The organism is Anoxybacillus sp. FSL W8-1294 (assembly GCF_037965005.1).
Taxonomy (GTDB): Bacteria; Bacillota; Bacilli; order Bacillales; family Anoxybacillaceae; genus Anoxybacillus; species Anoxybacillus flavithermus_G.
Genome location: NZ_CP150179.1, coordinates 2,817,010 through 2,830,823 on the forward strand (window position 1 = coordinate 2,817,010; position 13,814 = coordinate 2,830,823).

Here is a 13,814-nt window from a genome sequence, read left to right on the forward strand (position 1 = left end):
TTAACCGATCGAACATGATTTGTTCGCCTTTTCTTCTGAATAGACGGCGCGTTCGCCTCCGATGAGCTTCGGTCTCGTTTTCGCAAATGTAACGATCGCATGTCCGATTTGCTTAATCGATGTGCGGACAGGAACCGCCACATGTTTTAAATGCATACCAATTAATGTAGCACCGATATCAATGCCAGCATCTGCTCGAATATGTTCAACGACAACAGGATCATGAAGTTGCGTATATGCGTATGCCGCCATTGCGCCACCCGCGTTGCGAACAGGAATGACGCTCACAATTTCCAGCTGCTTTGTCACAGCGGTTTGTCGTTCCACTACTAATGCCCGGTTTAAATGTTCACAACATTGAAATGCAAGCTGAACCCCCGTTTCCTCATGCCATCGTTTTAATTCTTGAAACAACATCGCCGCCACATCCATCGTTCCCGCTGTTCCGATTTTTTCTCCAATGACTTCACTTGTACTGCAACCAATGACGACAACGTCATGATTCGTTAGCGGCACTTGCGCACGAAACTCAGCAAGCGCCTTTTGCCATTGACTACGCCATTGTTCCATGTCCGTCACGATACTCCCACCTTTATTGCTCGTTTTCATAAGCGGAAATTTTTTGAATGCGTTTTTCGTGACGACCTCCTTCAAATGGGGTTGTCAGCCATACTTTGGCAATTTCGCGCGCCAATCCCGGTCCGATGACGCGTTCGCCCATCGCTAATATATTGCTGTCGTTATGTTCGCGCGTTGCTTTTGCACTAAATACGTCATGAACGAGCGCACAACGAATGCCTTTCACTTTATTTGCAGCAATGCTCATGCCAATACCTGTTCCGCAAATTAATATTCCGCGGTCAAATTCACCGTTCGCTACTTTTTGTGCGACCGGCAACGCATAGTCTGGATAATCGACCGACGTTTCACATTCACATCCAAAATCTGTATATTCAATTCCCATTTCATCCATGAGTTTTTTAATTTCCTCGCGAATGCGAATGCCACCATGGTCTGATGCGATTGCTACTTTCACGTTTGAACCCCTCCTTATCGTTATAAAGAAAAAACCGTCTCTCTTCATTTTAACGGGTCGAGACGGTCTTTTCATCATTTATTATGCTTATAAACGAAAACGGGCAATCGTTTGTTTTAATTTTTCTGCTTGCTCACCAAGTTCTGTTGCTAGTTCACGCATGCTTTCGATGACCGCGGTTTGCTCTTGTGTTGCCGCTGTCACTTCTTCCGCCCCAGCGGATGTTTGTTCGGCAATCGCAGCCACTTCTTGCGATTGAACAGATGTTTGTTGAATGTATTTCGTTTGTTCATCAACAAGTTGGGCAATTTGTTTGACCGCATCTGCTACTTCATGAATGGATGCACTCATGTGCGAAATCGCTTCATTTGTCTCGTTTCCTTTTTTCGCTTCATCATTTGCTTTTTTTACTTGCTCCGTAATTTGGCTAACGACGTTGGCTACTTCATGTTGAATGTTTTGAACGAGCTCAGAAATGCCTTGTACCGCCTTAGCACTTTCATCCGCTAACTTTCTTACTTCTTCCGCAACGACCGCAAATCCTTTCCCGTGCTCCCCTGCCCGCGCGGCTTCAATCGAAGCGTTTAATGCTAGTAAATTCGTCTGTCCTGCAATATCCCCAACAAGCGAAATAATTTGTCCTACTTCTTTCGCATGATCTTCTAAACGTCGCACGACATGTAGCGAAGCTTCGTTGTTTTTCGCTAATTGTTGAATGCCAGCGATGAGCGAACCGATGACGCGACGGCTTTCTTCAAGCTTTGCAACCATCTCCGTCGACAGTTTTTCCGATTGCATCGCTTTTTGCTGGACGTTTCCTGCGATCGCTAATACATCTTCTACTGCTTCCGCTGTCGTTTGCATCGCCACCGCGGAATTATCCGCTCCTTTTGAAATTTCATCAATCGTGCGCGCGATGTTTTCCGCTTGTTCCGCCGCAACTCGAGACACGTTTGTCATCTCGACAACTTTTTCATTCGTATGGGCAAAATTTTGTTGAATGTTTTGCACGATTTCGCGTAAACTGCGCAACATATCGTTAAATGCAAGCGCAAGCGAACGAATTTCATCATCCGACTTTGGCACAGGTACATCTTGTCCAATTTCCCCTTCTGCTGCTTTTAACGCCGCTTGTTCAAGTTGAGAAAGCGGTTTCGTAATGAACCGCGCCGCATAATATGCCAATACACCAGACCAAAAAATACCGAGCAATAGCGTTAAAATGGTAAACGTATTTTCCCCAAACGGAAGCCATTGTTTGACGTAGTCATAGAGCACATAAATATAAAAGGCGCTTGTTGAATACGTAATGATCGCTAATACCGTTGTGAAAATGGCTAGCTTTTTTTGTAAGCTAAATGTGTATTTTCCCCCCATCATACATCCCCCTTGCGTTATAGCTTTTTATGTAGCTTTTCGATCGCTTGTTCGAGCTCATCGCGCGTTTGACGATACACGTCAATCGAGCCCCCAAATGGATCGATAACGTCTTTGCTGTCACCAAGAAATTCGTACAACGTAAACGTTTTTCCTTCTGCTTCCGGAAAACGAGACAACACATGTTGCTTGTGACTTTCGGTCATCGTTAATATGTACGTCGCCCAGTCAACATGCTCTTTCGTCAATAACGACGATTGGTGCTGAATATGAATCCCCTTTTCAGCAAGCACCGCTTTCGCATGTTGTGACGCATCGCTCCCCTCAAACGCAAAAACGCCCGCTGACCTCACTTGTACGTGCGGCAGTTGTTTATGTCTAAGTAGCGCCTCCGCCATCGGACTGCGGCACGTATTTCCTGTACATACAAACAAAACGTTCGTTTGACTCACCATTCACACCTCGCATCATTTCCCACATGTTTACTATTATTATAAAGCAAACCGTAAGACAAAATATAGAGTAAAAAAGAAAAAAGAACTGGAAACGCCCCAGCTCATAAAGGAAATAATAGTTTACATGCAAATAAAAGTAAAATGGCACCACCTAACGCCTCGCTATATGTCCCTAACCAACGTTGAAAGCGACGCCCAAGAAGCAACCCTATCCACGTTAACACCATGCTCGTCAAGCCGAATGCGGTCACAGCGAGCACCATTTCCACCCCATAAATCCCTAAACTTAACCCGACGGAAAAACTGTCAAGGCTAACGCTAAACGCAAATAAAAACAAACCGATGCCAACAGGCCTCAGCCAACGTTCTTGTTCATGATGGAAGGAAGCGATGACCATTTGCACACCGAGAATAAACAACAATGCTCCTCCGATATATGTCGCTGCATGCCCTAATTGAATAGATAACAACCGACCGATCGTCATCCCAGCTAAAGGCATGACAACATGAAAAAAGCCTACCGTTGCTCCAATATAGGCAATTTGCTTTAAACGAAGCTGAAGCAATCCCATGCCGAGGCTGACTGAAAATGCATCCATCCCCAACGCAAATGCCATCATCGCTAATGTGATCATTTCCCCAATCATACAAATGCCTCCTTAGGACGTGCCCTCACGTTAACATATGCACGCGCTAAGGAGTTTAGACATCATTTTTCCATCATTTGTTGATAGCCAGCTGCCTTTAACAATCGATTCATAATAGCGACCCCGATGCCTTCGTTCGGAAACGCCTCGCTATAAATGAAATGTACATGTGTTTCATCAAACGCTCGTAACGCGTCATAAAGCTGTTTTGCCACCGTTCGTAAATCACTTCGTCGTCCGCACGCAATAACGACATCAGCTTCATACGTATCGCGCCGCTCTTCCGTCGTCAACACTCCTACAGTAAATCCACTCGCTCGTTTTTCATTCACAACTTGTTGTAAAAATGACGGTGAGCCATACACAACGACGAGCGGAGCTTTCGGGGCGTAATGTGTATATTTCATCCCTGGAGATTTCGGCACAGCCTCTTTTTCCACAAGTGCGCGGTCGATATCCACAGCTCCGATCACCCGTTCAATTTCTTCTTTTGTCACACCGCCCGGCCTTAAAATGGTCGGGATGGCTGACGTGCAGTCTATAACCGTTGACTCAACTCCAACACCTGTCGCTCCCCCATCGACAACAGCTGCAATCCGTCCATCTAAGTCGTCGAGCACATGTTTCGCCGTCGTCGGACTCGGTCTTCCTGAACGATTCGCACTCGGTGCAGCAATCGGTAGCCCGCTTGCTTTGATAAGCGCAAGGGCAATCGGATGGTTCGGCATGCGCACGGCTACCGTGTTCAAACCAGCAGTAACGCGCGGAGAAACAGCATCTTTTGTCGGCAAAACGAGCGTGAGCGGACCCGGCCAAAAATGATCCATTAACGTATATGCGACAGACGGAATGTCGCAAGCAATATCATGCAACTGCTCCGTTGTCGCAATGTGAACAATAAGTGGATTATCGCTCGGTCTCCCTTTCGCTACAAAAATGTTTTCCACAGCTGCTGTGGACATGGCGTTCGCTCCAAGACCATACACCGTTTCTGTCGGAAAAGCAACAAGCTCGCCTCGTTGTAAATACGCTGCGGCCTGTTTCACTTGTGGACAACTGTTTAACTCATCCACATTTTTATCCACAAAAAACACATGTGTTTTCAATGCTTTCACCTCATACATATTCAAGTTGCTTGTTTGTTGATTGACATTTTACAAGCATTCCACAGCCACTTCTTTCATGAGTATAAAAGATTCATACAAAATACTCAACAATTGTCCACAAATTGTGAATATGTTATTGCTTTTTGTTGATAATTTTGTGGATATGTTATTGCATAAGCTTTTTCCATACTTCTGCAACGAAAAATTTCACTTCTACTTGCTGTTCATCTTCCACAACGAGCGGTTGTTCAGTCATTTGTTCGATCGGTGTCTCTCGTTCCACTTGTTTTTCCACAGGACGAACGGCTTCACCTGTTGAAAAATCGAGAAAACAAAGCGGCGGGAATAAAACGCACCACCAGTTTGCTCCTTCACCTTTGCCGAGCGTAATTAAGACCGCATCGTACTCACCTGCTGGATATACGTATGAACCGTATATTTTCGTCGGGAACGATACACGCCCAAACGTCACTTTGTACGACTGATCGCTCTTTTTTTCTTGAAGAACGCGGGCAACCGTTTGTTCAATTTCGGGCACATGTTGGGCAATAACTTGTTTTGCTTCTTCAAATGATGTTAAGTCGCTTACCCATGCCGTAATTTGCTCATTGACTGCATCGCGAACCGCGCGCTTTAACGCTTGGTCATCTGGCGAATCGCTATTTGCTAAAATGCGCAACCGTACCGCTTCGTTTGGAATGACAACATCTCTTTGCGCTTCCGTTTGTTGTCCATATATCGTCACAAGCGCACCAATCATCACCATTGTTATATATACCATCATAACGTATTTGTTCATCGTTTACCTCCCCTTTCTTGTTATGCAGTATAACCAGAAAAGGATGTTGATAAACTATGAAAATGAAAAAATATAAAAAAGCTTCCGATGTTACTCGGAAGCGAGATCAGCGACGACGATGCGCTCTTTACCGTTGATATCAAAAAGGACATCGACATGCGCGGAAGGAAATGTTTGGTGCAACATCGTTTTGACAGCTTGCCCTTGTCCGTGACCGATTTCAAATGCAATAAGTGCTTGTGGGGTAACTACATGTGGCAGCTGCTCCGTCAAGCGACGATAAAATAACAAGCCATCTTCGCCACCGACAAGCGCACGAAGCGGCTCTTTTTGCACGACAGGCGATAGCGTCGGAATGTCACGCGCTGGGATGTATGGCGGATTAGACACAACGACATCGACTTGTATGCCACAGTCGATAATCGGTTGCAATAAGTCCCCTTCGAACCAATGCACGCAAGCGCCAAGCTGAGCGGCATTTTTTTTCGCGACTTCAAGCGATGAAGCGGCAATATCAATGCCATACACATGCCACGCTGGTCGTTCTAACGACAATGTAATGGCAATCGCTCCGCTTCCTGTTCCGACGTCAACTAGGCGAAGGGGCTGCTCGGTCGTACGTGCAAGTACGTGGGCGACGAGCTCTTCCGTTTCTGGACGCGGAATGAGTACGTGTTCATTCACGATAAACGTTCGACCGTAAAACTGTTCATACCCGATTAAATATTGAATCGGTATATGTTCAAGTGCATGTTTTTTTACATCGGCGATAAATGTTCGCTTGCTCGTTTCATCGATTGGTTCACGCAACGAAGCAAATAGTTGCGCGCGCGTCATTTGTAAGTGGTGGCGCAACAACCATTCTGCAGCCGTTTCTTCTTTGCCGTGCTCTCGGAAAAAAGAAGAAGCCCATTGAAGGACTTCGTATATTTTACTGCTCATTGTTCGCTTGCTCCAATTTTTTCGATTGATCGTCTAAAATGAGCGCATCAATAATTTCATCTAACTTTCCTTCTAACACTTGATCAAGTTTTTGAATCGTCAAGCCGATGCGATGGTCTGTCACACGGTTTTGTGGGAAGTTGTATGTGCGAATGCGTTCAGAGCGATCGCCTGTGCCAACCGCCTGTTTGCGCGTTTGATCGTATTCTGCACGCGCTTCCTGTTGGTATTTATCGTAAATGCGTGCGCGCAATACTTTCATCGCTTTTTCTTTATTTTTAATTTGCGATTTTTCGTCTTGGCACGATACGACGATTCCTGTTGGAATGTGCGTTAAACGAACAGCCGACATCGTCGTATTGACGCTTTGTCCCCCCGGACCGCTCGATGCGAACGTATCAACACGAATGTCTTTTTCGTTAATTTCGATTTCAATTTCTTCCATCTCTGGCAAACACGCAACCGTTGCTGTGGATGTATGAATGCGTCCACCAGATTCTGTCTCAGGTACGCGCTGAACGCGATGAGCACCGTTTTCGAATTTCAGCTTCGAATATGCCCCTTTTCCTTGAATCATAAAAATAATTTCTTTATAGCCACCAAGCCCTGTCGGATGTGCTTCAATCACTTCTGTTTTCCATCCTTGCGACTCGGCATAACGCGTGTACATGCGGTATAAATCGCCTGCAAAAAGCGCTGCTTCCTCGCCACCTGCCGCTCCGCGAATTTCCATAATAACGTTTTTATCGTCGTTCGGATCTTTCGGAAGCAACAATACTTTTAGCTTTTCAACAAGCTGCTCTTCACGCTCTTCTAGTTCGCTAATTTCTTCTTTCACCATTTCGCGCATATCTGGATCGAGCTTTTCTTCAAGCATCGCTTTCGCATCCGCAAGCTGCTCACGCACCGTTTTATATTCACGATACGTTTGGACAGTCTCAGCTAAATCGGATTGCTCTTTTGAGTAATCACGCAACTTTTTCGGATCATTTAACACATCTGGATCCATTAATAGTTCATTTAATTTTTCATAACGGGCTTCTACCGCTTGTAAACGGTCAAACACAATATTCACCCCTATCCATGTTCCATACACAGTCTAATTTATAATTGTACTACATTTTAATGAAATAAGAAAGTCCATTTAAAATTGTTACAATTTTGTGAACAAAATATCGTTTATTTGGGAAAAACGGACAAAAATTCGGCAATATATATTAATTTATGCCTATTTTCATAGTTAATTAAAGTTGGCATGATTTTTGCTTGAATAATATGCGAACAAAAAATTTTTGGAAAGGGGATCAAGAAAATGAAAGCTGCAGTCGTTCACGGGTTCAAACAAAAGCTAAGCATCGAAGAGGTAGAAAAACCGAAGTTAGGGTACGGTGAGGTACTTGTCAAAATCGAGGCTTGTGGAGTATGCCACACCGATTTACATGCAGCTCATGGGGACTGGCCAATTAAACCTAAACTCCCTCTCATCCCTGGTCATGAAGGAGTTGGAGTCGTTGTCGAAATAGGAGAGGGAGTCAAAACGATAAAAATTGGTGATCGGGTTGGTGTTCCATGGCTATATTCAGCGTGTGGGGAGTGTGAATATTGCCTAAGTGGACAAGAAACACTTTGTCCACACCAATTAAATGGCGGCTACTCAGTAGACGGTGGATATGCGGAATATTGCAAGGCTCCAGCAAACTATGTAGCAAGAATACCTGAAAATCTAGATCCAGTAGAAGTCGCACCTATTCTTTGCGCTGGGGTGACCACATATAAAGCTTTAAAAGTATCGAATGCCAAACCAGGTGACTGGGTTGCCATTTACGGGATTGGTGGGTTAGGCCATATCGCTTTACAATATGCTAAAGCCATGGGGTTCAATGTTGTGGCTGTAGACATTAGCGATGAAAAAATAGAACTCGCAACAAAATTAGGAGCAGATATTGCTGTTAACGGACTGAAAGAGGATCCGGTAACGGCAATCCGTGAAAAAGTGGGCGGGGTTCAGGCTGCTATTAGTGTTGCTGTGACAAAAAAAGCCTTTGAACAAGCTTATCAGTCTGTTAAGCGTGGGGGATGCCTTGTTGTTGTGGGCTTACCTAACGATGAATTACCAATACCGATTTTTGATACGGTCTTAAATGGTATTACAGTAAAAGGATCGATCGTCGGAACAAGAAAAGACATGCAGGAAGCATTAGATTTTGCGGCTCGAGGGAAAGTTCGTCCAATCGTGGAAGCGGTTCCGTTAGATAAGGTCAATGAAGTATTCGAGAGAATGGAGAAGGGACAGATCAACGGACGTGTTGTTTTAACTTTGTAAAAATCATAAGGAAACGGGGGCACCATCCCCCAATCTAAAAGTTTAAAAGGGGAGGAATTTACATGATTTACGCCCAACCGGGACAACCTGGTTCACTCATTACATTCAAAAAGAGATATGAAAATTTCATCGGTGGGGAATGGGTCCCGCCAATAGATGGGGAATATTTTGAAAACATTTCACCTGTTACTGGACAAGTATATTGCGAGGTCCCTCGTTCAAAAGCTGCTGATATTGAACTAGCACTCGACGCAGCTCATGCAGCGAAAGAAGCATGGGGACGTACATCTGTTGCTGAACGGGCACGTCTGCTCAATAAAATCGCAGACCGAATGGAAGAAAACTTAGACATGCTTGCCGTGGCGGAAACGTGGGAAAATGGAAAACCGATTCGTGAAACACGTGCGGCTGACATTCCTCTAGCTATTGATCATTTCCGCTATTTTGCCGGCTGCATTCGCGCTGAGGAAGGCACGTTGGCAGAGATTGACGCGGATACCGTCGCTTATCATTTTAAAGAGCCGCTCGGCGTTGTCGGACAAATTATTCCATGGAATTTCCCAATTTTAATGGCGGCTTGGAAACTCGCACCTGCTTTAGCTGCTGGCAACTGCGTTGTACTAAAGCCAGCTGAACAAACACCGACATCGATTCTCGTGCTGATCGAACTCATTCAAGATTTACTACCAAAAGGCATTGTGAATGTCGTCAATGGATTTGGTCTTGAAGCTGGCAAACCGCTCGCTTCTAACCCACGTATCGCAAAAGTTGCCTTTACCGGCGAAACGACGACGGGACGTCTCATTATGCAGTATGCATCTCAAAACTTAATTCCGGTCACACTTGAACTTGGGGGAAAATCACCAAACATTTTCTTTGCCGATGTCGCTGCGAAAGATGACGAATTTTTTGATAAAGCGCTTGAAGGATTTACAATGTTCGCTCTAAACCAAGGGGAAGTTTGTACATGCCCTTCGCGTGCATTAATCGAAGAATCCATTTACGATGTATTTATGGAACGAGCATTAGAGCGAGTCAAACAAATTAAACAAGGCAACCCGCTCGATACGAGCACAATGATCGGTGCTCAAGCCTCGTCCGAACAGCTAGAAAAAATTTTGTCATACATTGATATCGGTAAACAAGAAGGAGCTGAACTTCTCATCGGTGGCGAACGCAACATGTTAGAAGGGGATTTACAAGGTGGTTATTATATGAAGCCAACCGTCTTTAAGGGACATAATCGGATGCGTATTTTCCAAGAAGAAATTTTCGGTCCCGTTGTTTCCGTCACAACATTTAAGGATCAAGATGAAGCGTTATCGATTGCCAATGATACATTATACGGACTTGGTGCCGGAATATGGACGCGCGATATAAATACCGCATACCGATTTGGTCGCGGCATTCAAGCTGGACGCGTTTGGACGAATTGTTATCACACTTATCCGGCTCATGCAGCGTTTGGTGGATATAAAATGTCAGGAATCGGTCGTGAAACGCACAAAATGATGCTCGAACATTATCAACAAACGAAAAACTTACTTGTTAGCTATTCGCCGAAAAAACTTGGATTTTTCTAATCGTTCAGGCAGCGTCTCAAAAGCGCTGCCTTTTTTGAAAGGAGCTGATTGTGCATGCAACCGAAAGTAGTAGCGACCGAAGCTGCGCTACAACTTATCGAAAAATTAAAAGAAACATACGGTCCGCTTATGTTTCATCAATCTGGTGGTTGTTGTGATGGAAGCTCACCGATGTGTTATCCACAAGGGGAGTTTATGATCGGGGACTCAGACGTATTGCTTGGCGAAATCGGAGGATGCCCATTTTATATGCATGCTGCTCAATACGAATATTGGAAACATACGCAACTAATTATTGATGTTGTACCTGGCCGCGGTGGCATGTTTTCACTTGAAGGGCGCGAAGGAGTACGTTTTTTAACAAGGTCGAGGAGACTTAATTAGGAACACACTCTTTTGTGACGTTGTTATGCTTATTGTACAGAGGGGATCAGATCAAAAGTGATCTACAACTTTGAATCTGATCCCTTTTCTTTTAGTAAGTACCTTAACTTTCGGACTGTAATATTTAAGCGCTCCGCTGCTTCTTTTCTGTTCCCAATAGTTTCTTTTAGCGTCTTCATAATAAACGAACGACTCATCTCTACCTCCATCTCTCTGACTAAAGAAAGCACATATTCAAGATCCACTTTTTCATTGCTTCTCCACATGGACAAAACGTGGGTTACCCATTGTTGCAAATATACCTCGAAGTCTAATTCCTTTTTCTTGTCTTGCTCATCATCCGCTCGCTTCAAAGGTAGTGAAACCTTTAATTTTTCAGGTAAATATGAAGGAGTAATAACAGCTGTTTCTCCTTCTGCTAATGTTACTGCTCGTTTGACGACATTAAATAACTCTCTTACATTTCCGGGCCAATAATATTGTCTCATACAAGCAATACTATCCTCAGAAAATGTCATAGAAATATTTAACTTTTTCAAAAAGTACTCAACGAGAAGCGGCAAATCTTCCAGACGTTCACGAAGTGGTGGGATAGTCAACTTCACAACATCAAGGCGATAGAGCAAATCTTCCCGAAAGTTTCTTTCCTCCACCGCCTTAGCAAGATTTACATGAGTTGCGGCAATAATACGTGCATTTGTTTTCCGAACTGTTTCACCACCGACTCGCATATATTCCCCCGTCTCTAATACCCTCAACAACTTTACTTGTGTAGCAAGCGAAGCTTCACCGATTTCATCTAAGAACAACGTACCACGGTTAGCAATTTCGAAAATTCCCTTTTTTTCTTTTACTGCTCCCGTAAATGCTCCCTTTTCGTAGCCAAACAGTTCACTTTCCAATAATGTTTCTGAAACCGCACCACAATTAACCCCAACAAAAGGATGATCATATCGCATACTAGCACTATGGATAAAATGAGCAAGAACTTCTTTTCCTGTACCTGTTTCTCCTTCGATAAGTACATTTACATTTTTCTTTGCGATTTTATATGCAAACTTTAATAAATCATTCATCTCTTTATTCGTTCCAACGATAAACCCAAGCGTTTCAGCTAACTTATACATATCATTTTGTGTCGAAGGAACACCGCTATACAACAAACCATCAATTAGTTGTTCCAGTTGATCAATATCGTCAAATGGTTTTTCCACATAGTCACTTGCCCCGTATTTGATTGCTTCCACCGCTGTTTTTACAGTACTATAGCCCGTCATCACCACAACTTTGCAAAAAGGAAGTGAAACCTTCAGTTGCTTTAACAAATCTAGCCCATTTGTATCCGGCAACTTCACATCAATTAATGCCAAATCAAAGTGATGCTGTCTAATAAGTTCGGAAAAGTCTTTTCCACTAAATCCAATCTTTACACTATAGCCTTTTCCCTCCAAAAAATGACTAAAAAATGTACCTACCTCACGCTCATCATCAATGACTAAAATACTTTTCATTCATTTTCCTCCTTCACTGCGCAAGGAATCTTTAAGCAAAATTCACTTCCTCTACCTAGCTTACTAACTACCTCAATGGTCCCACCGTGTGCTTCTGCAATACCTAAGCTGACCGAGAGACCAAGACCTGTCCCCTTCCCCGGTCTCTTAGTTGTAAAAAATGGATTAAAAATTTCTTGTAAATGTTGCTCTGCAATTCCTTTTCCATTGTCCCTAACACATAGAACGACCCATTGTTTCTCGTTCTCGATAAATTGTTTCGTTTCAATCACAATTACCTTTCGATCACTTTCCACTTCTTCCAATGCATCTTTTGCATTGATTAAAAAGTTTAAAATAACTTGTCCAATTTGCTGAATGTTTGCTTCGATCAAACCCAGCGAACTATCTAGTTTTTTTTGAATCCTAATATTCTGTTTTTGAATTTGATCTCCAATTAACCCTAAAACTTGCTCAACAGCTTCATTTATAGAACACAATTCAAATACATATTCATCCTGTCTGGAAAACGTCAATAAGTTTTGAATAATGCTTTTGCACCGTTTCCCACATAAATGGATATCATACAATAATTTATACGAACGGTCATCTTTCTTAATTGATCGTAACAACAATTGTGCATTACCAAGAATTGCAGTTAGTGGATTGTTTAGTTCATGTGCAATGCCAGCTGCCATCTCTCCAATAGCAGCAAGTTTCCCAGACTGAATAAGTTGCGCTTCAATTTGTAATTTTTCAGTAATATCATTGATGTAAATAATAATCGCATACATTTTTTGTTGTTCGTTCCATACAGGATAAGAATGAAACTCACAAACACGTTGCTGGATATAAAATTGACGATGGACAGGTTTTTTGGTTTCTATCGTTTCAACAATCGGACTTTCCTTAAAATTTATCGATAGTAACTCACAAATATTTATGTTATATAGATTCATCGAAAAAAAAGCTTTAGCTGCATCATTATATTTCAAAATATTTCCTTCTAAATCAACAACGAATATCATTTCGGAGACTGCCCGAAACGTTTCCTCCCATTCTTTTTTACTTGTCAGCACTTCATTGTAAAGGCGAACATTTTCAATACAGACTGCCAATTGGTCACCAAACTGTTGAAAAAAAGAGAGATCAGATTCATCGTACATAATCACCTCCTCACTACCAATACTTAGCAAACCAATAACTTGCGCCTTTCTCATAAGCGGGATAAGTAGTATGCTACGAATTCCTAGTGCTTGGTATATCTTATTTTCAAAAAATGCTTTCTCTTCTTGTACTTGATAGAACATTTTCTCAAGTGATTGCATTACTTTCCAGTAAAGAGAATGCTCTTTTGGCACCACAAATCCAACTGGAAAATATAAATCTTGTTCTGGATATACGTTCGTTAATATAAGTTGCTCTTGTTCATATAGCAACAAGCTAATTCGCCCTATAGGGAAAATCTCTTTTAGTTTGTCAAACGTATTTTTCAGCATATCATCGATCGACATGTCGATATTAAAACTCTTTGTAATATCATTGATGATTTCTAACTGCATATTCTTCTTTTTTAACTCATTTACCATTTTTTTTAATTCGGTATAGTAGCTCTTCTTTGAAGATTGTACCCCTGTTAATAAGTTGATGATTTGTTGCCTATCTCTCATCG

General features: G+C 42.8%; 14 protein-coding genes. 3 read left to right on the plus strand and 11 right to left on the minus strand.

All coding sequences use genetic code 11. From position 1 onward, the window contains the following. The 9 genes from NSQ23_RS15220 to prfA form a co-directional block, all read right to left on the minus strand. Positions 1–609, minus strand: a complete 609-nt coding sequence (locus NSQ23_RS15220; protein ID WP_339171976.1) for a TIGR01440 family protein — start codon at positions 607–609, stop codon at positions 1–3. Next, the gene (gene rpiB, locus NSQ23_RS15225; RefSeq protein ID WP_004893029.1) at positions 593–1,036 is read right to left on the minus strand and encodes a ribose 5-phosphate isomerase B; all 444 of its coding nucleotides are present in this window, start codon (positions 1,034–1,036) and stop codon (positions 593–595) included. The genes NSQ23_RS15220 and rpiB overlap by 17 nt, the downstream gene beginning before the upstream one ends. A gap of 87 nt (positions 1,037–1,123) precedes the next feature. Then, positions 1,124–2,416, minus strand: a complete 1,293-nt coding sequence (locus tag NSQ23_RS15230; protein ID WP_077429169.1) for a methyl-accepting chemotaxis protein — start codon at positions 2,414–2,416, stop codon at positions 1,124–1,126. A 14-nt stretch (positions 2,417–2,430) separates the two neighbouring features. Beyond that, positions 2,431–2,868 carry a low molecular weight protein arginine phosphatase gene (locus NSQ23_RS15235; protein WP_128999598.1) on the minus strand — a complete coding sequence of 146 codons (438 nt, stop codon included), beginning with the start codon at positions 2,866–2,868 and terminating at the stop codon, positions 2,431–2,433. Positions 2,869–2,969: 101 nt separating this feature from the next. Then, positions 2,970–3,515 carry a manganese efflux pump MntP family protein gene (locus NSQ23_RS15240; RefSeq protein ID WP_077429167.1) on the minus strand — a complete coding sequence of 182 codons (546 nt, stop codon included), beginning with the start codon at positions 3,513–3,515 and terminating at the stop codon, positions 2,970–2,972. 62 nt (positions 3,516–3,577) lie between these two features. Then, on the minus strand, positions 3,578–4,639 hold the full coding sequence (locus tag NSQ23_RS15245) for an L-threonylcarbamoyladenylate synthase (RefSeq protein ID WP_339171982.1): 1,062 nt from the start codon (positions 4,637–4,639) through the stop codon (positions 3,578–3,580). A 148-nt stretch (positions 4,640–4,787) separates the two neighbouring features. Continuing rightward, entirely contained in the window at positions 4,788–5,420 is a 633-nt protein-coding gene (gene spoIIR, locus NSQ23_RS15250) for a stage II sporulation protein R (protein ID WP_339171985.1), read from the minus strand. A gap of 90 nt (positions 5,421–5,510) precedes the next feature. Then, the gene (prmC, locus tag NSQ23_RS15255; protein WP_339171987.1) at positions 5,511–6,362 is read right to left on the minus strand and encodes a peptide chain release factor N(5)-glutamine methyltransferase; all 852 of its coding nucleotides are present in this window, start codon (positions 6,360–6,362) and stop codon (positions 5,511–5,513) included. After that, positions 6,352–7,428 (minus strand): peptide chain release factor 1, encoded by a 1,077-nt coding sequence (gene prfA, locus NSQ23_RS15260; protein WP_003397036.1) that lies wholly within the window; start codon positions 7,426–7,428, stop codon positions 6,352–6,354. Before prfA ends, prmC begins: the two co-directional genes overlap by 11 nt. A gap of 246 nt (positions 7,429–7,674) precedes the next feature. Here prfA and adhP point away from each other — a divergent pair, with 246 nt between their 5' ends. From adhP to NSQ23_RS15275, 3 genes are all read left to right on the plus strand, one after another. Further along, entirely contained in the window at positions 7,675–8,685 is a 1,011-nt protein-coding gene (adhP, locus tag NSQ23_RS15265; RefSeq protein ID WP_088223570.1) for an alcohol dehydrogenase AdhP, read from the plus strand. A 62-nt stretch (positions 8,686–8,747) separates the two neighbouring features. Continuing rightward, complete coding sequence (gene adh / locus NSQ23_RS15270) at positions 8,748–10,268, plus strand: aldehyde dehydrogenase (protein ID WP_004893051.1); 1,521 nt, start codon at positions 8,748–8,750, stop codon at positions 10,266–10,268. Between the two features lie 54 nt (positions 10,269–10,322). Continuing rightward, positions 10,323–10,652 (plus strand): DUF779 domain-containing protein, encoded by a 330-nt coding sequence (locus tag NSQ23_RS15275; protein WP_064220730.1) that lies wholly within the window; start codon positions 10,323–10,325, stop codon positions 10,650–10,652. A gap of 62 nt (positions 10,653–10,714) precedes the next feature. Here NSQ23_RS15275 and NSQ23_RS15280 read toward each other — a convergent pair whose 3' ends face one another. Beyond that, on the minus strand, positions 10,715–12,163 hold the full coding sequence (locus NSQ23_RS15280; RefSeq protein WP_192948582.1) for a sigma-54 dependent transcriptional regulator: 1,449 nt from the start codon (positions 12,161–12,163) through the stop codon (positions 10,715–10,717). Continuing rightward, on the minus strand, positions 12,160–13,812 hold the full coding sequence (locus tag NSQ23_RS15285) for an ATP-binding protein (protein ID WP_064214554.1): 1,653 nt from the start codon (positions 13,810–13,812) through the stop codon (positions 12,160–12,162). The genes NSQ23_RS15280 and NSQ23_RS15285 overlap by 4 nt, the downstream gene beginning before the upstream one ends. Positions 13,813–13,814 lie beyond the last annotated feature (2 nt).

What these genes read in the sequence shown, in the direction of transcription:
- NSQ23_RS15245 (WP_339171982.1), bottom strand. Translation starts at nt 4,639, where the DNA reads ATGTATGAGGTGAAAGCATTGAAAACACATGTGTTTTTTGTGGATAAA.
- adhP (WP_088223570.1), top strand. Translation starts at nt 7,675, where the DNA reads ATGAAAGCTGCAGTCGTTCACGGGTTCAAACAAAAGCTAAGCATCGAA.
- NSQ23_RS15275 (WP_064220730.1), top strand. Translation starts at nt 10,323, where the DNA reads ATGCAACCGAAAGTAGTAGCGACCGAAGCTGCGCTACAACTTATCGAA.
- prmC (WP_339171987.1), bottom strand. Translation starts at nt 6,362, where the DNA reads ATGAGCAGTAAAATATACGAAGTCCTTCAATGGGCTTCTTCTTTTTTC.
- NSQ23_RS15220 (WP_339171976.1), bottom strand. Translation starts at nt 609, where the DNA reads ATGAAAACGAGCAATAAAGGTGGGAGTATCGTGACGGACATGGAACAA.
- NSQ23_RS15240 (WP_077429167.1), bottom strand. Translation starts at nt 3,515, where the DNA reads ATGATTGGGGAAATGATCACATTAGCGATGATGGCATTTGCGTTGGGG.
- adh (WP_004893051.1), top strand. Translation starts at nt 8,748, where the DNA reads ATGATTTACGCCCAACCGGGACAACCTGGTTCACTCATTACATTCAAA.
- NSQ23_RS15280 (WP_192948582.1), bottom strand. Translation starts at nt 12,163, where the DNA reads ATGAAAAGTATTTTAGTCATTGATGATGAGCGTGAGGTAGGTACATTT.
- NSQ23_RS15235 (WP_128999598.1), bottom strand. Translation starts at nt 2,868, where the DNA reads ATGGTGAGTCAAACGAACGTTTTGTTTGTATGTACAGGAAATACGTGC.
- NSQ23_RS15285 (WP_064214554.1), bottom strand. Translation starts at nt 13,812, where the DNA reads ATGAGAGATAGGCAACAAATCATCAACTTATTAACAGGGGTACAATCT.
- spoIIR (WP_339171985.1), bottom strand. Translation starts at nt 5,420, where the DNA reads ATGAACAAATACGTTATGATGGTATATATAACAATGGTGATGATTGGT.
- NSQ23_RS15230 (WP_077429169.1), bottom strand. Translation starts at nt 2,416, where the DNA reads ATGATGGGGGGAAAATACACATTTAGCTTACAAAAAAAGCTAGCCATT.